Here is a 23,219-nt window from a genome sequence, read left to right as displayed (position 1 = left end):
AACCAAGACCCAAATATGACCCGTCGTAGCAGAATATTAGGTAGCTCGTCAGGCCATAAAATTTTTCAGTAAAGCCAGCAACTCGTGAAAACCTGCGGGTTTCACATGATTTACCGCCTTTTATCTATTCTATCCTTAACTCACTACTCGGCGGGAAAATAATTCAAACTTTAAGATTAATCGCGATAATACATTAGGGGGCGGCTAACGAGCCCTCCCCCACAGAATAACAAATCTTAAATAGCTAGATCAGCAGCATAAAAAGCTACCAAAAGAACGGCAATCACGACGGTACCGATATTTAGCTTACGCCATTCGCCAGCAAAAATACGGCCGATCACCAGCGCTGCAAAGCCCAACATAATACCGGTGACAATATTACATGTCAGAACAATAAACACCGCACACAATAGGCCTGACATCGAATCGACAAAGTCATCAAAGTCGAGTTTAGACACATTACTGAGCATCAGTAAGCCAACGTACATTAAAGCGGGAGCCGTCGCATAAGCGGGAACTAAATAAGACAGTGGCGATAAAAACAGAATGAACAGGAATAACACACCAACGACAACAGCGGTCAAACCTGTGCGTCCACCAGCTGCCGTTCCTGCCGCTGACTCAATATAAACGGCAGCAGGAGAAGCACCAATTGCACCAGCAAAGATACTGCTCACCGAATCGGCTGTTAATGCCTTACCACCATTAATAATTTGCCCCTCTTTATCAAGCAAATTCGCTTGACCTGCAACAGCGCGAATTGTTCCCGTTGCATCAAAGACGGCAGTCATCACTAAAGCTAATAAACTCGGTAACACAATTGGCTGTAATGCGCCCATAATATCCATATTAAATATCAGTGATAAACCATCCTCCCCGAAAGAAGGCAGTTTAAAGAAACCTTGATATTTAACGGCGGGATCAAAGATCAACCCAATAATAGAGATAGCGATAATGACCAGTAAAACACCACCGGGCACACGACGCTTTTCCAGACCAAAGATAACGGCTAAGCCCGCTAATGAGATTAAAACAGGAAAAGAGGTGAAATCCCCCAGTGCTACAGGTAGGCCTGCGTTTGGATTTTTAATCACCAGCCCTACCCCATTGGCAGCAATCAGCAGTAAAAATAGCCCGATACCGATCCCTGTCCCATGCGCAATGCCCATTGGCATATTACGAAGGATCCAACTGCGAATGCCTGTCACTGAAATAATGGTGAATAAACACCCCATTAAGAATACGGCACCAAGCGCAACAGGGATGCTAATATTTTGCCCCAACACCAAACTAAATGCCGTAAATGCGGTTAGTGAAATAGCACACCCGATTGCCATTGGGAGATTAGCCCATAGCCCCATTAATAATGAGCCAAAACCAGCAACTAAACAGGTCGCAATAAACACTGCGGTAGGAGGGAAACCTGCCTGCCCTAACATGCCAGGCACAACAATAACGGAGTAAACCATTGCTAAAAACGTCGTTAACCCAGCAATGATTTCACGGCGAACCGAAGAGCCACGCGCGGAAATTTTAAAAAATTTATCCAATTTGCAATTGGTTGAAGCCTGTTGGCCAGACATGGAGATACTCCTGCTAAACATAACTAAAAGCGCCAAATTCCGCTCACGAAAACGATTACTTTTTTAAAAAAACTCATAAGCCAAGTCATTCACTTAATGAAGAGTGATTTTACGCAATCGTTTGGCTTTATGGTCGAAATGGCAGATTCTGAAGCGGGCAATTATCAATCTAAACAGGTGTACTGATCAAGTGTTTTCGAATTTAAGCAGCAGATAGCGTGCAGCAAAGCAAACTTAACGTAAATTTTTAGTCTTTCTTTCTTCCTCGATATTATTGATAGCTAAATGCAATGGCTACGTGACCTCTTCCGACTTTAATAACGTTAAGAAATAGACCCCATTCAATAAACTACTAATAGATTTTACTCTCGTTTAGCTGTAGTTAATAAATGCTTTGTTAGAGTTAAATTCTATTTTGTTAATAATAACAAGATAAATTAATTTCAATTAATGAGGTTTTAATTTTCATTAACCGCATTTATTACCAAAAATGTAACGCTGCAAAAAATATAATCACACCTTCAAAAAGTAAATAAAAATTAACTTTTATTTCATAATGTTAACAAGATTCATTTATAACAGTTTATTTTTATTTATTAGGTTAAAATTAAACATTACGCCGAGCTATTAATTATTGGAATATATTTACTGTAAACAATGTATAAAAAATTATCCCCTAAACAATTATCACTAACTTTATTTATTGGCTTCCTGGTTATTTATCTTTTGCCCGGTATTTATGGGCATACGCCATGGAAGCAAGATGAGAACTATAGCTTTGGTATCATCCAAACCATGTTCGAAACCAATAACTGGTTAGTGCCTACCAATGCGGGCGAACCTTTTATGGAAAAGCCCCCTCTGTACTACTGGGTCGCGACGCTCACTTCACATTTGCTGTCTGGCTTAATGCCGCTTCACGATGCTGCCCGTAGTGCTACTCTATTGTTTTCAGTGGTTAATTTTTCATTTTTTATTTTGCTAGCACGTCGCGCTTTCCATGCAGCAGACATTGGGGATAAACGTATTTGGGTGGCTTTCGCACTCTATGTTTGTGCTCCCGGTATTTTAAGACATAGCCATGACATGTTCACGGATATTGCATTGGTGACAGGAGCAACCATTGGTTTATATGGCATTTTAGGGCTGATACGCCAAGAAAAAGTTGTCGCATCCGCATGTTGGCTTATGGCTGGTACGGCTATTACCCTGTTATCAAAAGGCGTATTTGTACCTGGTGTCTTATGGATCAGCTTACTACTTACGCCTATTTTCCTACCGCATTGCCGGCAAAAAACATTCTGGTTACCCGCCATCATCGCGGGCCTTTGCTCACTGATCTTTATTTTACCTTGGCCTATCTTATTATATTTGCAACACCCAGATCTTTTTATCACTTGGTTTTGGGAAAATAACATTGGACGATTTTTAGGTTTTTCCGTTGAAAAATTAGGCGCTAAGGCTAACTTAACACGCGTGCCAGCATCTGTCCTTTTATTTGCCTTTCCTTCTGGAATACTGGCAACCCTTTATTTTTTAAGGAACCCTTTAAAACGATTACGCAATCACAATGAGTATTTAGTCACAATATTCCCATTATTGGGAATTGTATTTTTACAGATGTCAGCAACAGGTAGAGCACTTTATTTATTACCTTTTATCGCTCCATTGGCTATTTTAGGTACAAATACACTGTTTTCTATTCCAGAGAGAGCATTACGCTATTTTTCATATTTTGCGGCAACATTCTGGTCTGCACTGATTATTTTTCTTTGGGTTTGCTACGTGATCGCGCTTTCTGGCCATGCTGAAACTTGGCTTCAGTTTTTTAGTCAATGGCTTCCCATGAGCTATCACATGCCATTTTCAGCGTTGACTTTGGTGGCTGCAACGCTTCTCACTGCTATTTGGTTTTTACGTGGTTCCTTCCTCAGCCAACAAATAACATTGAGAGCCATACAGAACTGGGCATTAGGCATGTGTATTGTTTGGGGGGTCACGTTCACCTTATTTGTAGGTTGGATTGACTATGCCAAAGGATTTGAAAAAGTATTTGTCGATTTAGCGCAACAGCTAGATGATCATTATCATGATAATGACTGTATGGCCTCGGATAATATAGGCGAATCTGAAGCCCCTATGCTGTACTACTACACCAACATTCTGCATCAGCGACAAGATCGCTTTGAAAAACCAGCGCATTGCCGCTGGCTGATTGTATTATCAAAACAGGTTAAACCAGCACCATCTGGTATGACATTATTTTGGACAGATCATCGCCCCGATGAATTTACCGAAAATTTAGTCGTTTATAAGAGTGTTGAATAGATAAGACACATTTCTGTGCCAGTTCAGACAACTGGCACAGAAAGCCAGTTTAGACTCGCTGAGTCGCCTGTGCGCTATATTTCTCACGGGTAAACCAGAGGAATGCCGCTGCAATAAGAATTAGGAGAACGGGCAGCCCTGATGGTGAAATCGACGTCGCTACGCCAGCTAATAATGGTCCAGAAAGGTTACCAATTCCCCATAGCATTGCTGCTGCCGCATTGGCGATAATGAGGTCATTGCCACGAAAATATTGTCCAATTTGCACAAGAGCAATTGTGTAAATCGCCCCTGCCGTTGCGCCTAAGACAAATAACAGTAACCAAATTAAGACGTTATGAGTAATCAGTAATGGCAACAAGCAACTTGCACCAAACGTGACAATGCCGCAAATTCGGTATAATTTTTCACGATTCATATGATCAGCGAGCCAACCAAACGGCATTTGCATAATGGCATCCCCCGCCAATATTGCACTAATCATCATTGCTGCAATCGCTTCGGTATGCCCCATCCCCATCCCATAGATAGGAAATATTGACAAAATAGTGCCATCAAAAAAGGCAAAAAACAGGATACCCGCACAAATACCGGGTGCAAATTTCACAAATTGAATAATAGAAAAACGAGACTCACTTGCCGTGGCTGAAATATGGTCTCCCACCTTTTGTTCCATCGCTAAAAATAGTGCGATGGATATAAGATGGAGCAAAGTACAAATGAGTAAAGGTGACTTATCTTCAACCCCATAATAAGCAATAAAAGAAGGACCAAGTAGCTGGCTTACAGTAAATACCGTTGTATAAATAGCCAATATTCGACCCCGCTTATTTTCAGGAGAAAGCTCATTAATCCACGTTTCTCCTAAACAGATAAGTACACCACTCGCAAGTCCTGTAATCAGGCGTAATGGGAAAAGTAACCACAATGGCAACGTGCTGAGCAACGGCAATAAACTCATAGCCGAAACAACCGTGGCAAATAACATCGCCTGCCGCTTTCCACACCAGTGCACAATACGCTGAACAACCGGTGCGATTAAAAACATACCTAAGGCAGGTGCAGCAGAAATAATACCGATATATAACTCACCAACACCATAGCTATTTAATCGCAGTGCGACCATTGGAATACTGAGTCCAATGACAATACCAATCACTGCGATACTGGTCGTGATCGTAAAAATAGCAAATGAAGGGGTACGACGAAGATATTGAAAACGCTGATGATCAGAGCTCATTTTGATATTCATTGCTTCCGTTATGAAGCATCCATTTTAAACACTATTAGTTAGGGTTAGTTTTGACATAAAAACCCATCATCATCATAACTAGCAAAAGATGACAAAAGGCGCTCGTATCATAAACTATATTTTGTACTGATAGTTTTTTATTTTTGGGCACCGATTATAAAATGAAAAAATAACGATATAACAAAGCAACACCTGAAATTAAAATAATAACATTAATAATTTTAAGGAACGTATCACGGGATATTTTCAGTGTAATATGGCGCCCAACCCAGATTCCTATTAGCATAGCGGGAGAAAAAGCTAGCGCCATCAAAATAATATCCATATTGACATAAACACCCATCACTAAAAATATAATAACACGTGTCAATGTACTAAAACCGATTAAGGTCATCTGGGTGATGCGAAATCGCTGTTTATCTGCGATGCGGCTTGATAAATACATAGCATAAATAAAACCACCACTACCAAATAAGGCACTAAAAACCCCACCGATTAAGCTGAAAGGCACAACAAATGCTTTTGACAAATGTGGCTGGGCTTTCTTTGAAAAGAACGTATTCAGTACATAAAAAATAACAAATATACCCAACAGTAAAATCAGGATATCAGGACGCGTTTTCAATAGAATGGCAGCCCCAATTAAACTCCCCACGATCATCAATGGAATAATCCATTTAATTTCATGATAGTCCGCGTTTTTACCATCTTTAACAAGGTTGATTAATGCCGCGGTTAAGTCAATAAGGGCAAGAGTCGGCACAATCATATTTAAAGGAAGATACATCGCTAATACTGGAGTGGCGACTAACGCAGAACCAAAGCCAGCCATCCCAAAGACCAAATAAGCGCACAGTAAAGTAAAAAAGCAGATTGCCATCTCTGGAGATAAAATATCAAACGGCATAGTGAATCTCTACAAGGGTATTTTGTTCACTATAATTTCTTCTGAAAAAATAAAAAAGTCCTGTTTGATAGAATGTGAAACCTTATTTATTTATCAAACACGTTAATTTTCACACTTCGAGATTATTGCCAAAATATTATGCCTTCGTCAGTACATTTCTGACATAATGTTGCTATGATGCTAGAATTAATAGCATAAATTAATTTTCAGGGAAGACAGCATATGGATAAAAAAATCAATATTAAAATTGGTCAAAAAGTACGCCATCTGAGGCAAGCACGAAATTTATCCCTGAATGAACTTGCGCGCCTATCAGGCATTTCAAAAGCCGCGCTCTCTAAATTAGAATCGGGTGATTCCAACCCTCGCGTTGATACGCTAGAAGCTATTGCCATTGCATTACGTTTCCCTCTGAGCGACTTATTTGCATTACAGCATGAAACTTACCCCTATTTCGTCAAATCCTCCACCCTACAAGGCGATTATTCACAGCTCTTTAAATTTCGGATCAATATGGGCAATATTTCTGAGATATGGCAGCTAAAAATGAAACGTGGCGCCATCATTAATAGTCCAGCTCACATGAGTGGAACCCATGAACACATCATGATGCATACAGGGTCATTGATGCTACGTTTAAAAAACGACCAGACAGTACTACTAGAAGAAGGCGATTTTTATGCTTTTAGCTGTGACTTTCCCCATTCCTACCTCTGCATGGAAGGAGAATTAAATGCAACCGTCGTCATGACCTACTCTCACCTCAGTGACAGTATTTAATGCTCGATATGCTTCGCGTCGTAACTGATCCGCAGTATGCCTTTTTTATACTTCATTGATTTAATTGAAAACTGTTCAATTTTACCAAGTGATGCGACATGCGTACCACCGCATGGCACCTCATCACCTTCAGAAACACCACAAAGCCGTAACGTATCGCGTTGCCCGATTAATACAGGTGAATCATCACTGATAGATTGATTCACTAGCATTTCTATTTGCTTATCATCAAGTTGCTCGATAGGTGTGGCGTTATCTCCGATGGCGCTGAATTCAACCCGTGACTCATTAGGAAAGTGATGCCCTTTTTGTCCCTGCCAACCAAAACGTGACATAACCCAACTCAGCAAGTGTCCTGTAGTATGTAAAGCGGCATGGTGTTGACGCTGCGCCTTATCAACACGGGCAATAACGGTATCACCACTCTGCAAATCTTGGTTTGAGTTTAAATAAGCAATAATTAATCCATTCGAGTGTTTCTTAATACGAACAGGCTCATCATTAATCCAACCAATATCTGCTGGCTGCCCTCCTCCTTGAGGATGAAAGATATTCTCCGTCAATGCCACCCATTGCCCGTCGTCATCATGACCCGACTCGAGAATAGTGGTTTTAATTTCATAGAGATAAGTATCAGTAAGATAAATATTGTTTTGCATAAAAATAATCCACTTATAGATAACAGCTTTATGATGTGATGTTGAAATTGTTATATCATCATTGTTCACTTTAAGAAACACCTGAAAACTAAAACAAACAAATGTACTTAAATTGTATCCATAAGCCAGATAAAAAATTCAACCTACACCGTGATGTAGGTTGAATAGACATGCCGTTGTTATTAAGCGTTATTGCAGATAATTTTGCATGGTCTCAAATAACCTTAAATCGTCGCTAAAACGAACTTCACGAACGTCTTCTAATTTTTCAACTTGATTGACCATTTGAGATAAGCGTTCGTCTTTTTGGACTAACAGCCAAATACGGCTTTCATCTTTATCTTTTATTGGCATACATAGGATGCCATCCACATTAAATGCTCGGCGCGCAAACAAACCACAAATATGTGACATGACGCCAGGGTGGTTACGGACAATAAGTTCTAACGCGATAGGATGATGTTCAAAAACCATAATTACGCTCCGATCATATCAATATTTGCAGCACCCGGTGGAACCATTGGATAAACCTTTTGGTTCACATCGATCAAGGCATGAATTAAGCAGGGACCCTTTGTATTCATAATCGTTTCTAATGCCATCTCAGGATCTGCTTCTGTATTTAAATCACAGGTCTGCAAGCCGAATCCTGCCGCAATTTTTATAAAATCGGTTTGGTATGGATAAGCGGCTGCATAAATACGATTATCAAAAAACAGTTCTTGTTGCTGGTAAACCATCCCTAATGCTTGGTTGTTCATCAAAACAATTTTGATATTAAGTTGATGTTCAACTGCGGTAGCCAACTCTTGAATATTCATCATCAAGCTGCCATCCCCCGAAAAACAAACGATCGTTTTCTCAGGATTCGCTAAAGCTGCACCAATCGCGGCCGGCAAACCAAATCCCATGGTTCCCAAGCCGCCAGATGTTAACCACTGGCGAGGACGTGATAACGGATAAACTTGTGCCGCCCACATTTGATGCTGTCCCACATCCGTAGTCACGATCGCGTCTTCTCCTGCTGCTCTTGCTGCCGCTAACACTAACCCGTAATGTGTTAAAGGATTATCAGCCTCACTTAAATTCAGCGGAAAGTTCTGTTTTAACTCATTAACTCTTGTCATCCATTCTTCACGCTGATTTCGCTCAACTAATGGCAGCAATAATTCTAGGATTTGCCCTGCATCAGCATTGATAGCAATATCAGGGCGTTTAATTTTGCTGATCTCTGCTTTATCGATATCCACATGAATAATTTTGGCATTCGGGCAAAATTTTTCTGCGCGACCTATTGCACGGTCATCAAAGCGTGCTCCAATAACAATTAACAGGTCCGCTTCTTCCATAACCATATTAGTGCTACGCGCTGCATGCATGCCCAACATGCCTAAATACAGTGGATGACGCATTGGAATAGTGCCTAACGCCATCAATGTCATTGTTGTTGGCAGTGTTGCTTTCTCTGCAAAAGCAATCGCCGTTTCCGTCGATTCAGAACTAATAACCCCGCCACCAAAATAAAGAACTGGGCGCTTAGCCTGATTAATCATCTCAGCTGCCTGAATGACCTTTTCCATATCAAAATTTGGGGCTTTATCTTTTGGCTGAATCTCAGGTAATGAATCTAATTCGATAGTCGCGGTTTGTACATCCTTCGGGATATCAATCCACACAGGTCCCGGACGTCCTGATTCTGCAATCCGAAAAGCATCACAAATAACTTGAGGTAATTCATTGATATTACGAACCAAGTAATTATGTTTGGTGACAGGAATAGAAATTCCATAAGTATCAACTTCTTGGAATGCATCTGTACCAATCATTGATGAAGGAACTTGCCCTGTAATACAAACTAATGGAATAGAATCGAGCTTAGCATCGGCAATTGCCGTCACTAAATTCGTTGCCCCTGGGCCACTTGATGAAATACACACTGCCGCTTTACCAGTGGTACGTGCTATGCCTTGTGCAATAAAGCCAGCGCCTTGCTCATGGCGCGCCAAAATATGGCGAATCTGCTTACTTTTGCCTAAAGCATCATAAAAAGGGAGTGCCGCGCCACCTGGGATCCCTGCAACAATGGTAATCCCATGTTTTTCTAACAGGTGGACGATTAATTCTGCACCTGTAAAACAGGTTTTATCTGGTGATGTTGTGCCCAACTCGCTCATAATTTTATCCTTCACACTAGCCGGCGGATTCGGGCGGAGCGTCATAAAAAAACCCCGTCCGGTTTGCGCCGGCGGGGTTCTAAATCTGCGTTGATTTGTACCCGTTACGGCGCTAAGCCCACGACCACCACCACACGCACGACCACCGCGGCTGATGGCGCGGTAAGTAGTAGGTTTGAATGATGAAGAGTCATGTTCACGGGTTAATCCTGTCTGTCGATTTTAATTGGTTAGATTATTAATCATTATTTTGTGTAAGTGCATTTAAGAAAACACATATTGTTCATAATAACAATCATTTTTTCGATTTTTATTCACAGCAAACTTAAAATGAGATCAATATCACAACACACAGCAACAGGATAATTATCTAGTAAAATAGGATAATAAAGTCATTATCACTAGCTAGACAGATTGAAAAAAAGTCTCATTTTCTTATCAATTTTCTCTTGACTTAAAGTTGACTTTAAGTCGTAAAATCCCCTCCTTACAAGATAGCAATAACCATAAAAATTAAATATATCTCTTTATTTTTATTGAGGTTTATAACTTTCGGCATCGAGGGGGAATTATGCCAAAAAATGTCTGGTGGCTAACTATTGCGTTAGCATTGTTTACGACAGGTAATGCTATTGTTCTGTCGGTCGCGGTAGTGATTGGTGAAAGTCTTTCCCAAGATCCCACCTATTCCACATTGCCATTACTCAGTCAATATATTGGTCTGATTATCGCAACCATTCCTATTGCATATTTAATGCAGAAACACTCCAGAAAATTAGGTTTTATCTTGGGCAATATCGCGGGCATCATCGGCGCAACCTTGTCTATTATTGGCATTATTTATCATCACTTAGCCTACTTTTCGCTTGGCTTATTTTTTACAGGCATTGCAATTGGTACGGCTCAACAATTTCGTTTCGCTGCATTAGAAGAGGCACCTAAGTTCTTGCATGCTAAAGCGATTGGATTAGTCATGAGTGGAGGAATCGCTGCCGCCTTAATCGGCCCTACACTCGCGGTAGTCACACAACGATTTTTTACTGAATACCCATTTGCAGGCCCTTTTAGTACCTTAGTGGGCATTTATGTGCTCGCCTTTATCTTACTATTAAACATCCCATTAAAGAAAATTCCCCCAGAAAAACAAAATCATATGGAGGTGAAGCGTAGTTACAAGCAGTTATATTCACAACCCATATTAAAATTAATTGCGATAGTGAGCGCCGTTGGCTATGCATTGGTTGTTTTTACTTTTGCGTCTATTCCACTCTCTATGAAACAAAATCATTTCCCGTTTCCTTTGATCGCTATCGTCTTTCAATGTCATGTACTTGGCATGTTTGCCCCTTCATTTTTCACTGGGCATTTGATTCAGCGCTTAGGAGCTAAAAAAATTATTTTTGTCGGTATTCTATTACTCATACTCTCTGCAACTATTAACCTTTTAGGTACTGAGTTTTACCACTACTTATTATCTGGGATTTCCGTTGGAGTGGCATGGAATTTACTTTTAATCAGTACAACCCAATTATTACCGTACGGTTATCAATCTCATGAGAGAGCGAAAGTACAAGGTATGACTGATTTCCTGATTTATTCCTTTGGTGCATTAGGTAGCCTTGGCGCAGGCGTGCTGTTCTTTTCATTAGGCTGGCAGTTAATGAATACAGTCTCAATAATTTTTGCACTTTTCATTTTGAGCAGCTATGTCGTATTAAAAAAACATATTCCACAATGAACTAAACCATAACAACAGTATTTAATTTTACCTTTAGTAACCCAATGACTATTAATCATTATGAAACTCTCTGTCTTATTAGTTTGTTTAGGATTTATTTATTTTAAATTCATAAGATGAATACTATGCTTAATACCTAATAACTAGGAAGTGTATTATGTACAATAAATTAACTATTTCATACAGTAAAAAATATACTGAATTCCAATCTGCTGTCGTCAATGAAATTCTTGTTTGGATAGAAGAAAACCTAACCAGAAGATTATTACTCGATGATATTGCTCAACGTTCTGGATATACCAAATGGCACTTACAGCGAGTATTTCGTAAAATAGTCGGTATGCCTCTTGGTGAATATATCCGCCGCAGAAGGATCAGTGAAGCAGCAAAAGACTTACAAACAACAAAACTTCAAGTTATTGATATTGCGCTTAAATATCAATTTGACTCGCAACAATCATTCGCAAAAAGATTTAAAGCGTATTTAGGTACATCACCTTCTTTATATCGACTTGCAAATAATTATGATAATGATCCGCTACTACTGGAACCAAAGGTAGCTTAATTATTTCATATGAAAAAACATCAATATTTAAAACTTTCTGATATCACTATCTAAAAAGCCCCTTGTAATCACTCTCTGGGGCTTTTTTATCAATGAAGTCATTAATAACTCATTAAAACAATACTTAAAGAAACCTTAATAAAATTTTAATCAACCCTTAAGGTTTAACTTTATAAAAAAACTATAATTGAATGATAATAAGGTTATTGCATCCCCAAAACACACATCAATAATAAACAAAAGCCGCCTTCGTGGAATATCTATCGATACCTTTCTGTTATGTTTAAAAATGATGCTCAATCAAACTCACCATTTCATTCACATCATTAAAATCAATGTTCAATAACTCAATTTAAATAATAAAATAAGTAACAGGGGGTGATTCACTTCTTTTCTATCATCGTTTTTCTTTTTAAAGAACGATTTGATATTAATTTTTATACTCATAACGATAAAACAATAGGCTTATCAAGCTAACAGAAAGTTAGCCATCCTAGTTAACTATATGAATAATAAGTATTGTATCAAAGACTCTCCTGAACAAATAAAAATACCCTTAAAATAAGGGTATTTTATCATTCTTCAACATTCTATTTTTAGGCGAGCCTTAGAACGGAATATCGTCATCAAAATCAATTGGTGGCTCACTGCTTTGTGGAGCTGGCGATGACGGTGCACGCGCTGGTGCGCCACCACCACTAAATTGTTGCGCTGCTGGTTGCTGTGGTTGCCCCCAACCACCTTGGCCACCTTGGCTTTGGCCTGAAGATTCACCGCCGCGTCCGCCTAGCATTTGCATTGACCCGCCAATGTTAACCACGACTTCTGTGGTATAACGATCTTGACCACTTTGGTCTTGCCATTTACGCGTTTGCAAAGAACCTTCGATGTATACCTGAGAACCTTTTTTCAGATATTCACCCGCAACTTCAGCTAATTTGCCGAAAATAACCACGCGGTGCCATTCTGTTTTCTCACGCATTTCGCCGGTTTGCTTATCACGCCAGCTTTCAGAAGTTGCCAGAGTCAGGTTTGCCACGGCACCGCCATTAGGCATGTAACGGATTTCAGGATCTTGCCCTAAGTTACCGATAAGAATTACTTTATTTACGCCTCTGCTGGCCATTTAAACACTCCTGATGCATTAGATTTAATCTCTGTATTGGTCATGAAGTTTAACACGACCAATCAAGTATTGCATACGCATTCCCGATGAAAATCCCCGCTGTTCAATCAAAATGCGAACCGCTTTGAAAATTTAAGCCCTATCATTATTATCAGTGTTGATAGACAAAAAATATAGGCTTCAATGAATTCAACTGATAAACAAACCGACGACCAGTCAGCCGCATCATTATCGGTATAATGATGTGTTCGAATCAGTATCGTCAGCAATGCGAGAGCCTGAAGTATAACATGTATAATCTTTTTTTTAATAGAATACTGTATATTCATTCAGTCTAAATTGTGCGATAATGATCCACTTATGATTGTTCACTATCAAATCATCCGGGAAGTGGTAAATGGATAATATCGAAGTACGCGGTGCCCGCACTCATAATCTTAAGAACATCAATCTCATCATCCCCCGAGACAAACTGATAGTTATTACAGGGTTGTCCGGTTCAGGGAAATCATCATTAGCCTTTGATACGCTCTATGCGGAAGGTCAAAGACGCTATGTTGAATCATTATCAGCTTATGCAAGGCAATTTCTCTCGCTGATGGAAAAACCTGATGTTGACCACATCGAAGGGCTATCACCCGCTATTTCGATTGAACAGAAATCCACCTCTCATAACCCGAGGTCTACAGTCGGTACCATCACTGAGATCCATGATTACTTGCGTTTGCTGTTTGCTCGTGTTGGGGAACCTCGTTGCCCTGACCATAACATTCCACTCGCAGCGCAAACAGTAAGCCAAATGGTTGATAATGTTTTGGCTCAGCCCTCTGAACGCCGCATGATGTTGTTAGCCCCCGTCGTGAAAGATCGTAAAGGTGAGCATGTCAAATTATTAGATAATTTAGCCTCTCAAGGTTACATCCGCGCGCGTATTGATGGTGAGGTTTGTGATCTCTCCGATCCACCGCCCCTTGAATTACAAAAGAAACACACCATCGAGGTGGTCGTTGATCGTTTTAAGATCCGTGATGATATTGCACAACGTTTAGCTGAATCATTTGAAACGGCACTGGAATTGTCGGGTGGCACAGCCATTGTGGCCGACATGGATGACCCGCAAGCTGAAGAGCTCGTTTTCTCCGCTAATTTTGCCTGCTCGGTATGCGGTTACAGCATGATGGAATTAGAGCCACGTCTCTTTTCCTTTAACAATCCGGCTGGTGCTTGCCCAAGTTGTGATGGCCTTGGCGTTCAACAATTCTTTGATCCGGAAAGAGTCATTCAAAGTACGGAGATTTCCTTAGCCGGAGGAGCTATCCGCGGTTGGGATCGCCGTAACTTCTACTATTTTCAAATGCTACAATCCCTAGCGGAACATTATAAATTTGATGTTGAAGCTCCTTATGAATCCCTAAGCCCATCGATTCAAAAAATTATTTTATATGGCTCAGGGAAAGAGACCATTGAGTTCAAATACCGTAATGATCGAGGTGATATCACTGTTCGCCGCCATCCATTCGAAGGGGTGCTCAATAATATGGAGCGCCGCTATAAAGAAACGGAATCTACTGCGGTACGTGAAGAACTGGCGAAATATATCAGCAACCGGCCTTGTGTGACATGTCACGGAACTCGCTTGCGTAAAGAAGCACGCTTTGTTTTCGTCGAAAACACCACGTTACCTGAAATTGCCGATTACAGCATTGGCCATGCTATGGCATTTTTCCAAAATCTAAAACTCAGCGGACAAAGGGCGAAAATTGCCGAAAAAGTCCTAAAAGAAATCAGTGATCGATTAAAATTCTTAGTTAACGTAGGCCTTAATTACCTAACCCTTTCTCGCTCCGCGGATACCTTATCCGGCGGTGAGGCACAGCGTATTCGTCTTGCCAGCCAAATCGGTGCAGGGCTTGTTGGAGTTATGTATGTCCTTGATGAGCCTTCAATCGGACTCCATCAACGCGATAATGACCGCCTGTTAGAAACGCTAATCCATCTACGTAACTTAGGTAACACCGTGATTGTGGTTGAGCACGATGAAGATGCAATCTGTGCGGCAGACCACGTTATTGATATTGGCCCTGGAGCCGGTGTGCACGGCGGCCAAATTGTTGCCCAAGGCACATTAGAAGATATCATTGCCAACCCAGAGTCATTAACGGGTAAGTTCTTAAGCGGTGAACGACGAATCGAAATTCCCGAGAAACGAGTTCCCGTGAATAAAGACAAGATGCTCCAATTACATGGTGCTAAAGGGAACAACCTAAAAAATGTCACCCTTAGACTCCCTGTTGGCTTATTTACTTGTATTACAGGCGTTTCTGGTTCAGGGAAGTCCACGCTGATCAACGATACTTTATTCCCTATCGCACAGCGTCAATTAAATGGTGCAACGACCATCACACCTGCCCCTTATTTAGATGTTGAGGGTCTCGAGCATTTCGATAAAGTCATTGATATCGACCAGAGCCCTATCGGCCGTACACCTCGTTCAAACCCAGCCACCTATACGGGGGTCTTTACACCTATTCGTGAACTATTTGCAGGTGTACCTGAATCACGAACTCGTGGCTATAATCCAGGTCGATTTAGTTTCAACGTCAAAGGTGGTCGCTGCGAGGCCTGCCAAGGCGACGGTGTGATCAAGGTTGAGATGCACTTCTTACCTGATGTTTATGTACCCTGTGACCAGTGTAAAGGTAAGCGTTATAACCGTGAGACATTAGAGATTAAATACAAAGGAAAAAGCATTCACGAAGTACTTGATATGACTATTGAGGAGGCTCGTGATTTCTTTGATGCCGTCCCTGCTCTTGCGCGTAAACTGCAAACATTGATGGATGTTGGTCTTTCCTACATTCGTTTAGGCCAGTCAGCCACCACTTTGTCTGGTGGTGAAGCGCAACGCGTGAAACTTGCACGTGAATTATCGAAACGTGGTACTGGGCAAACCATTTATATCCTTGATGAACCAACGACTGGCTTACATTTTGCAGATATCCAACAGCTGCTGACGGTATTGCATCAATTACGCGATCAAGGTAACACCATTGTGGTCATTGAGCATAACTTAGATGTTATCAAAACGGCTGACTGGATTGTCGATTTAGGCCCTGAAGGGGGCAGCGGTGGTGGTGAAATATTAATTTCAGGTACCCCAGAAGAGGTGGCGGAATGTGAAAAATCGCATACTGCTCGTTTCTTAAAACCAATCTTGGCTCGTGGCTACTAAATATCACGGTGACCCAAACAATGGCGGTTTTTGATCGCCGCGTTGTGTCACTGCCTCTTTAATAAAAAACGCAGGATTTACCTGCGTTTTTTTACGATATCACTCGACGGTTACTGACTAACCGCAGCAAAAGCTTCAACGATACGATGCACGTTATGGCGGTTAACTCCAGCCATACAAACTCGCCCAGTTCCGACTAAATAGACCGCAAACTCATCTTTCAAACGAGCAACCTGTTCTTTTGTAAATCCTGTATAGCTGAACATACCGCGTTGTTTTAACAGATGGTCAAAGTTCTTTTCAGGTAAAGCTTTTTTCAGTTCGTCCACGAGGACTGTACGCATTTCGACAATACGCACTCGCATCTCTTCAACTTCTTTCAACCATTGTGCTTTTTGTTCGCTATCAGTCAGCACTTGCGCCACAATCTTAGCTCCGTTTGATGGAGGGCTAGAATAAAGGCGACGAACCCCTGCTTTTAGCTGACCAAGAACGCGGTCGCGTTCTTCTTGGTTTTCACAAATAACAGATAGGCCACCAGCACGTTCACCATAGATACCAAAGATTTTGGAGAATGAATTACTGACGAATACCGGTAAACCTGCTTTGACCATCGCTCTGATAGCATAAGCATCTTCATCAATACCTTCAGCGAAACCTTGGTAAGCAATATCTAAGAATGGGATCAGTTTTTGTGCTTTTGCGACTTTAGTCACTTCATCCCACTGCACAGGTGTCAAATCAGACCCCGTTGGATTATGGCAACACGGATGCATTAAAATGATGCTATTTGCTGGCAACGTCTTAAATGTTGCGAGCATTTCAGCAAATTTAACCCCTTTAGTTTTTTCATCAAAATAAGGGTAGTAGTGAACTTTGGTACCGGCACCAGAAAAAATAGAGGCATGGTTTTCCCATGTTGGATCACTACACCAAACCTCAGATTGAGGGAAATAATGGTGAAGGAAATCAGCCCCCAGTTTTAGCGCACCAGACCCCCCTATCGTTTGTACTGTTGCAATACGCTCTTGAGCGATCAGTGGGCAATCAGCACCAAATAGCAGGTGTTGGATCTCCAATCGATAATCTTTTAAACCTTCCATCGGCAAATACAGTGATGCACTTGGTGGCAGCTTATTTAAAGCCGCTTTTGCATGGCCCACTGTTTTTAGCTCTGGTGTTTTGCCTTCACCGTCATAATACAGGCCAATACTCAAATTGATTTTGTTTTCACGAGTATCTTTATTAAATTCATCCATTAACGAAAGGATGGGATCGCCAGGATAGGAATCAACGTGTTGGTACACAGGACATCTCCATAATCAGATAATATTCTATTTTTCGTCTCGTCTTTTGAAAATAACCCTTTGTCAGTTATTCGTCTACATATTCCATGACAACTCTTGAGGTTAATTTTGTCAGTAGTTCATAGTTGATAATTCCTGTTTGTTTGGCAATTTCCTCAACAGGCAGAGCTTTCCCCCATAAAACCACCTCATCACCTACTTTATCATTGGCATTTGGGCCTAAATCGACGGTGATCATATCCATAGAAACGCGCCCTACAATTGGCACTTTTCGCCCATTAACCAAAACGGGTGTGCCCGATGGCGCACTTCGAGGATAGCCGTCACCATAACCAATTGCCACGACGCCAAGTCGAGTATCACGGTCACTACACCATGTTGCACCATATCCGACACATTGCCCAGCAGCATGCTCTCTGACGGCAATTAATGTTGATTTAAGTGTCATCACACTTTCTAAACCAAAGGATTTAGCGGGGACTCCTTCTTGCGGAGACGCGCCATACATTATAATGCCCGGTCTTACCCAATCATAGTGAGCTTCTGGCCATAATAGAATGCCTGCCGATGCCGCAATCGATTTTTCCCCGACCTTATTCTCAATAAATTGTTTGAAGCAATGGATTTGTTTAGCGGTTGTAGGTAATTCATGTTCATCAGCCTGACAAAAATGGCTAACAATATTGATAGGCAATTCGACATTTTTACAAGCTTGTAAACGCTGATAAAACGCCTCCGCATCTTGAGGAAGTACACCTAAGCGATGCATACCCGTATCAAGTTTCATCCAAACTTTGATAGGCATCGCTAACTGAACATTTTCCAACATTTCAAGTTGTTCAATACAATGGATAACCGTATCGATACGGTGTGTGACTAACAATGGCAGATCAGAATGTTCAAAGAAACCTTCAAGTAACACGATGGGAGCTGTTATTCCCTTTTCTCTTAATGCCAGAGCTTCCTTAAGACGGGCAACCCCAAACCCATCAACGAGGTCTTCAATACCGGTACTGACTTCAGTTAATCCATGGCCATAAGCGTTTGCTTTAACAATTGCAATGAGACGACTGTGTGGTGCTAATTCTCTGACGCGTTGCAGATTGTGTCGCAGAGCGCGGCGGTTAATTAATGCGGTTGCCGCTTTCATTATTTCCTCTTTTATTTTTATGCTCTCATCACTAAAACTATCGTTAGTGAATACACGAAATCATTCCAGTTGTCATAACACGACACAAAAAAACGCCTTAGGGGCATACCAAAGTATGCGGCTAAGACGAGTGAACTGAGTCAACGCAATGACAACTCGAAATCGGGTGAGTGTTTATTCATCATCGTAAGCCGGCCCCGCATAGTTATCGAAGCGAGACCATTGGCCATTGAACGTCAATCTAACCGTACCAATTGGCCCATTACGCTGTTTACCTATAATAATTTCCGCAACGCCTTTCAAGTCGCTGTTGTCGTGATAAACTTCATCACGATAAATAAACATGATCAAGTCAGCATCCTGCTCGATAGAGCCTGATTCACGTAAGTCGGAGTTGACTGGGCGTTTATCTGCACGTTGCTCAAGGCTTCGGTTTAGCTGTGAAAGCGCCACAACGGGTACATTAAGCTCTTTCGCTAACGCTTTAAGTGAACGCGAGATCTCCGCGATCTCTAACGTTCGGTTGTCTGATAACGCAGGAACTCGCATCAACTGTAGGTAGTCGATCATGATTAGGCTCAAGCCGCCATGTTCACGATAAATACGGCGAGCGCGTGAGCGAACCTCTGTCGGCGTTAACCCCGAGGAGTCATCGATATACATATTACGCTTTTCAGACAAGATCCCCATCGTGCTCGAAATTCGTGCCCAATCCTCATCATCAAGCTGCCCAGTACGAATACGCGTTTGGTCAACACGGGATAATGAGGCCAACATACGCATCATGATCTGGTTGCCGGGCATCTCCAAGCTGAAAATCAAAACCGGTTTTTCTTCCGTCATTGCCGCATTTTCACACAAGTTCATCGCAAAGGTCGTTTTCCCCATTGATGGACGGGCGGCGACGATAATTAAATCGGAGCCCTGTAGGCCGGCTGTCTTTTTATCGAGATCTTGGTAGCCTGTTGACACCCCAGTCACACCGTCATGCGGCTGCTGATATAGTTTTTCAATTTTTTCGATGGTTTCCGCTAAAATCGCTTCAATATCCTTTGGGCCTTCATCTTTATTGGCCCGCGATTCAGCAATTTGGAAGACTTTCGTTTCTGCAAAGTCCAATAAATCTTCACTACTACGCCCTTGTGGGTCATAACCTGCATCGGCGATTTCATTCGCTACCGAGATCATATCTCGCACAACAGCACGTTCACGAACAATGTCCGCATAAGCATTAATGTTCGCCGCACTTGGTGTGTTTTTTGACAATTCGGCAAGGTAAGCAAATCCCCCAACAACATCCAGCTCACCTTGTTGCTCTAGGGACTCTGATAGCGTGATCAGATCAATCGGTTTGCCTTGTTCTAGCAAGGTTTGCATTTGAGCAAAAATAGTACGGTGTGGACGACTATAAAAGTCTGCATGGGTAACGCGCTCAGAAACAGTATCCCAACGTTCGTTATCTAGCATTAACCCTCCCAATACAGATTGCTCCGCTTCGATAGAATGCGGTGGAAGTTTTAAGCCTTCCATCTGCTGGTCGCGCGGCACACTGTTTTTGTTTTCTGAAGGGTATTTCTTAGCCATACTTTCTTATCCACATCCATTATTTACTAACATATTAGTATACGCCAAACTTGTTATTGAAGGGCGCTTTCTTTACTTCCTGAACAGAATTTTTATCGTTGTCCGATGAGTGATAAACCTATAATTCATACCACGAAACCATAGCGTTATTATTGAGTGATTGATATGGTAGACAAATCAGCTTCTAAATAATTCGAATATTTGTAGCCAACAAATCCAATGATTCCCGTGAAACTAGCTCACGATGGGATTAAGGAACAAAATTTGTCCGCTACACACCTCAACCAACAGATAACTTGCAAGACGACGAGTCCAATACTGTTACTATCGGAGATGATCATGGTAAAACGCATTGAATTTGTACAAAATGGTGGCCCCGAAGTTCTGAATTATACCGATTTTGAGCTAAAAGACCCTGCCGATAACGAAATTCAGATAGAAAACCATGCCATAGGTATCAACTATATTGATACCTATGTACGTAGCGGTTTATACCCTGTCGCCAATTTGCCCTCAGGCCTGGGTACAGAAGCTGCGGGTATTGTGGTGAAAACCGGTTCCCAAGTAACAGGTTTTCGCCCTGGTGACCGAGTCATGTATGCTCAAGGCCCTCTCGGCGCATACAGTGAAGTTCACAATGTACCAGAACAGGCTGTTGCCCATCTACCCGATGATATTTCCTTTAATCAAGCCGCGGCATGTGGCCTAAAAGGTATGACAGTCTATTACCTACTGAACCAAACTTATCAAATCAAACGCGACGAAATCTTTTTATTCCATGCAGCAGCAGGCGGCGTTGGACTCATTGCTTGCCAATGGGCAAAAGCGCTGGGTGCCAAAATGATTGGTACGGTTGGTAGTGCGGAAAAAGCAGAACGCGCCAAAGCAGCTGGTGCGTGGGAAGTGATTAATTACCAAACTGAAGATATTGCTGCACGCGTTAAAGAAATCACCAACGGTGAAAAAGTGAATGTCGTTTATGACTCTGTCGGCCAGTCAACTTGGATTGCCTCACTCGATTCACTGAAACGCCGTGGTTTAATGGTGAGTTTTGGTAATGCATCTGGCCCAGTGACAGGCGTCAACCTAGGAATATTAAATCAAAAAGGCGGTTTGTATGTCACTCGCCCATCATTAGGGGTCTACGTCACTAATAGAGCCGAGCTAGATCAAGCCAGCCGTGCGCTGTTTGATATGATATTGAGTGGCAAACTGAACGTGGATGTACCAGAGCAACAGATTTTTGCCTTAAAAGATGTGCAAACGGCACACCGCACATTAGAGTCGAGAAAAACGCAAGGTTCTAGCCTATTGATCCCTTAATTCGCTTGATTGGGATGCCAACTGCGGTTGCCATCCCAACGCTAATTATTGATCTCGAGTAACTAATGCCAAGGCTTGTTCGACGACAGCAAGATCTGCACCTTTCTTATGTGCATTCTCACTCAAATAACGTCGCCATTGGCGAGCGCCTGGAATACCTTGGAATATCCCTAGCATATGGCGGGTAATATGTCCCAAGTAAGTGCCTCGCGATAACTCTTTTTCGATATAAGGAAACATTTGCTGAACAGCATCCACAGCATTCACCACCGGCAATTGACTATCGAATAATTGGTTATCTACCGCAGTCAAAATAGTGGGATTTTGATAGGCTTCACGTCCTACCATCACACCATCAAGGTGGCGTAAATGCTCTTTCGCTTCTTCTAGGGTTTTTATTCCACCATTAATTGCTATCGTTAACTGAGGAAAATCACGTTTTAGCTGATAAACACGCGGATAATCCAAGGGTGGGATTTCACGATTTTCTTTTGGACTAAGGCCAGATAACCATGCTTTACGAGCGTGGATGATAAACATTTCACAGCCGCCTTTGGCTGAAACGGTCTCAATAAAGTCACACAAAAATTGGTAGCTGTCCTGCTCATCGATACCAATCCGCGTTTTCACCGTCACTGGGATCGACACCACGTCCTGCATCGCTTTGACACAATCAGCCACAAGCTGAGCATCTGCCATTAAACAAGCGCCAAAACGGCCATTCTGTACACGATCAGATGGACAACCGACATTAAGATTAATTTCATCGTAACCACGCGCTTGTGCTAACTTTGCACATTGTGCTAATGCCGCTGGGTCACTGCCGCCAAGCTGTAGTGCTACAGGTTGCTCTTCTTCACTAAATGCTAAATAATCACCTTTACCGTGAATAATAGCGCCTGTGGTGACCATTTCAGTATAGAGCAACGTATTTTTGCTCAACAAACGGTGGAAGTATCGGCAATGGCGGTCAGTCCAATCCAACATCGGCGCAACGGAAAATCTATTTATGTTCTTGTAACCTGTCATACCTTGAAAAACCTTATTTTCGGTCATTGTTGTATCTGTCTTGTATCCATGTCTTTTGTGACCTATTTAATGTGTTTTTGCTTTACCAGAACACCCGTTGAAGCCCTCTGTTTGGGAAACTCCACACCTAAATCTGCCATGGAAAATACTATAAGATAGACGATTATAACATAGACCTCAGAATGAGAGCAGATGGTACTGTGCGATATCGCTGCTCGGTTGCTATCAAGAAGACGGCAAAAGTATTTAAACACAAGGTAGCCCTGCTACATGCATCGATACTCAATATGCCATGAGGTATAAACACACTATTTGCTATTAAAAATCTGTGCGCATATTAAATTCAACCGGTTTAATACTCTTCTATCGATGGCAGCCATAGGCCCGATAAAACATATTTTTAATATTCTAATTCATCAATAGGCCATAGACAGAGTGAAATAAATTATCGCAATGCAATATAAAAAATCCCACCAATAAAA

General features: G+C 41.7%; 18 protein-coding genes. 6 read left to right on the top strand and 12 right to left on the bottom strand.

Annotated elements, in window-relative coordinates; all coding sequences use genetic code 11:
* Positions 1-236: 236 nt before the first annotated feature.
* A complete protein-coding gene (locus G3341_RS02515) occupies positions 237-1,583 on the bottom strand; it encodes an NCS2 family permease (protein ID WP_154624652.1) in 1,347 nt (448 codons plus the stop codon).
* Between the two features lie 657 nt (positions 1,584-2,240).
* Here G3341_RS02515 and G3341_RS02510 point away from each other — a divergent pair.
* Positions 2,241-3,911, top strand: a complete 1,671-nt coding sequence (locus tag G3341_RS02510) for an ArnT family glycosyltransferase (RefSeq protein WP_163860636.1) — start codon at positions 2,241-2,243, stop codon at positions 3,909-3,911.
* Between the two features lie 49 nt (positions 3,912-3,960).
* Here the strand turns inward: G3341_RS02510 and G3341_RS02505 are convergent, their stop codons facing one another.
* Positions 3,961-5,151 (bottom strand): MFS transporter, encoded by a 1,191-nt coding sequence (locus tag G3341_RS02505; RefSeq protein ID WP_154621817.1) that lies wholly within the window; start codon positions 5,149-5,151, stop codon positions 3,961-3,963.
* A gap of 166 nt (positions 5,152-5,317) precedes the next feature.
* The gene (locus G3341_RS02500; protein ID WP_163860635.1) at positions 5,318-6,070 is read right to left on the bottom strand and encodes a sulfite exporter TauE/SafE family protein; all 753 of its coding nucleotides are present in this window, start codon (positions 6,068-6,070) and stop codon (positions 5,318-5,320) included.
* Positions 6,071-6,292: 222 nt separating this feature from the next.
* Between G3341_RS02500 and G3341_RS02495 the strand changes: the two genes are divergently transcribed.
* Positions 6,293-6,850 (top strand): helix-turn-helix domain-containing protein, encoded by a 558-nt coding sequence (locus G3341_RS02495; protein WP_154621819.1) that lies wholly within the window; start codon positions 6,293-6,295, stop codon positions 6,848-6,850.
* Here the strand turns inward: G3341_RS02495 and G3341_RS02490 are convergent.
* The 4 genes from G3341_RS02490 to ivbL all read right to left on the bottom strand — a co-directional run bounded on the left by G3341_RS02490 (position 6,847) and on the right by ivbL (position 9,877).
* Positions 6,847-7,509 (bottom strand): hypothetical protein, encoded by a 663-nt coding sequence (locus G3341_RS02490; RefSeq protein ID WP_154621820.1) that lies wholly within the window; start codon positions 7,507-7,509, stop codon positions 6,847-6,849. The genes G3341_RS02495 and G3341_RS02490 overlap by 4 nt on opposite strands.
* A 189-nt stretch (positions 7,510-7,698) precedes the next feature.
* Positions 7,699-7,983 (bottom strand): acetolactate synthase small subunit, encoded by a 285-nt coding sequence (gene ilvN, locus G3341_RS02485; protein WP_004924476.1) that lies wholly within the window; start codon positions 7,981-7,983, stop codon positions 7,699-7,701.
* 2 nt (positions 7,984-7,985) lie between these two features.
* Positions 7,986-9,683 carry an acetolactate synthase large subunit gene (ilvB, locus tag G3341_RS02480; RefSeq protein WP_154621821.1) on the bottom strand — a complete coding sequence of 566 codons (1,698 nt, stop codon included), beginning with the start codon at positions 9,681-9,683 and terminating at the stop codon, positions 7,986-7,988.
* 104 nt (positions 9,684-9,787) lie between these two features.
* Positions 9,788-9,877, bottom strand: a complete 90-nt coding sequence (gene ivbL / locus G3341_RS02475; protein ID WP_154621822.1) for an ilvB operon leader peptide IvbL — start codon at positions 9,875-9,877, stop codon at positions 9,788-9,790.
* 377 nt (positions 9,878-10,254) lie between these two features.
* Between ivbL and G3341_RS02470 the strand changes: the two genes are divergently transcribed.
* Together G3341_RS02470 and aarP are read left to right on the top strand one after the other, a co-directional pair.
* Complete coding sequence (locus G3341_RS02470) at positions 10,255-11,421, top strand: MFS transporter (RefSeq protein ID WP_163860633.1); 1,167 nt, start codon at positions 10,255-10,257, stop codon at positions 11,419-11,421.
* A 157-nt stretch (positions 11,422-11,578) separates the two neighbouring features.
* Positions 11,579-11,986: an HTH-type transcriptional activator AarP gene (gene aarP / locus G3341_RS02465; RefSeq protein ID WP_154623204.1), complete on the top strand. Its 408-nt coding sequence runs from the start codon at positions 11,579-11,581 to the stop codon at positions 11,984-11,986.
* Positions 11,987-12,593: 607 nt separating this feature from the next.
* Here aarP and G3341_RS02460 read toward each other — a convergent pair.
* A complete protein-coding gene (locus tag G3341_RS02460) occupies positions 12,594-13,112 on the bottom strand; it encodes a single-stranded DNA-binding protein (RefSeq protein ID WP_154623819.1) in 519 nt (172 codons plus the stop codon).
* Between the two features lie 397 nt (positions 13,113-13,509).
* Between G3341_RS02460 and uvrA the strand changes: the two genes are divergently transcribed.
* Positions 13,510-16,344 (top strand): excinuclease ABC subunit UvrA, encoded by a 2,835-nt coding sequence (gene uvrA / locus G3341_RS02455; RefSeq protein WP_163860632.1) that lies wholly within the window; start codon positions 13,510-13,512, stop codon positions 16,342-16,344.
* Between the two features lie 110 nt (positions 16,345-16,454).
* Here the strand turns inward: uvrA and G3341_RS02450 are convergent, their stop codons facing one another.
* The 3 genes from G3341_RS02450 to dnaB form a co-directional block, all read right to left on the bottom strand.
* Positions 16,455-17,651 (bottom strand): aromatic amino acid transaminase, encoded by a 1,197-nt coding sequence (locus tag G3341_RS02450; RefSeq protein ID WP_163860631.1) that lies wholly within the window; start codon positions 17,649-17,651, stop codon positions 16,455-16,457.
* A gap of 67 nt (positions 17,652-17,718) precedes the next feature.
* Positions 17,719-18,801: an alanine racemase gene (gene alr / locus G3341_RS02445; RefSeq protein ID WP_163860630.1), complete on the bottom strand. Its 1,083-nt coding sequence runs from the start codon at positions 18,799-18,801 to the stop codon at positions 17,719-17,721.
* Positions 18,802-18,975: 174 nt separating this feature from the next.
* Positions 18,976-20,385: a replicative DNA helicase gene (gene dnaB / locus G3341_RS02440; RefSeq protein ID WP_163860629.1), complete on the bottom strand. Its 1,410-nt coding sequence runs from the start codon at positions 20,383-20,385 to the stop codon at positions 18,976-18,978.
* Between the two features lie 339 nt (positions 20,386-20,724).
* On the opposite strand from dnaB, the gene G3341_RS02435 reads away from it, so the two are divergent.
* Positions 20,725-21,708, top strand: a complete 984-nt coding sequence (locus G3341_RS02435) for an NADPH:quinone reductase (protein ID WP_163860628.1) — start codon at positions 20,725-20,727, stop codon at positions 21,706-21,708.
* Between the two features lie 45 nt (positions 21,709-21,753).
* On the opposite strand, the gene dusA is transcribed toward G3341_RS02435, so the two are convergent.
* Positions 21,754-22,764, bottom strand: coding sequence for a tRNA dihydrouridine(20/20a) synthase DusA (gene dusA, locus G3341_RS02430; RefSeq protein ID WP_163860627.1), 1,011 nt, complete (start codon positions 22,762-22,764; stop codon positions 21,754-21,756).
* Positions 22,765-23,219: the final 455 nt, after the last annotated feature.

This window comes from Providencia vermicola (assembly GCF_010748935.1).
GTDB classification, from domain to species: Bacteria; Pseudomonadota; Gammaproteobacteria; order Enterobacterales; family Enterobacteriaceae; genus Providencia; species Providencia zhejiangensis.
The sequence above is the reverse complement of the archived record's forward strand: the minus strand, read 5'-3'. Positions and strand labels throughout refer to the sequence as shown.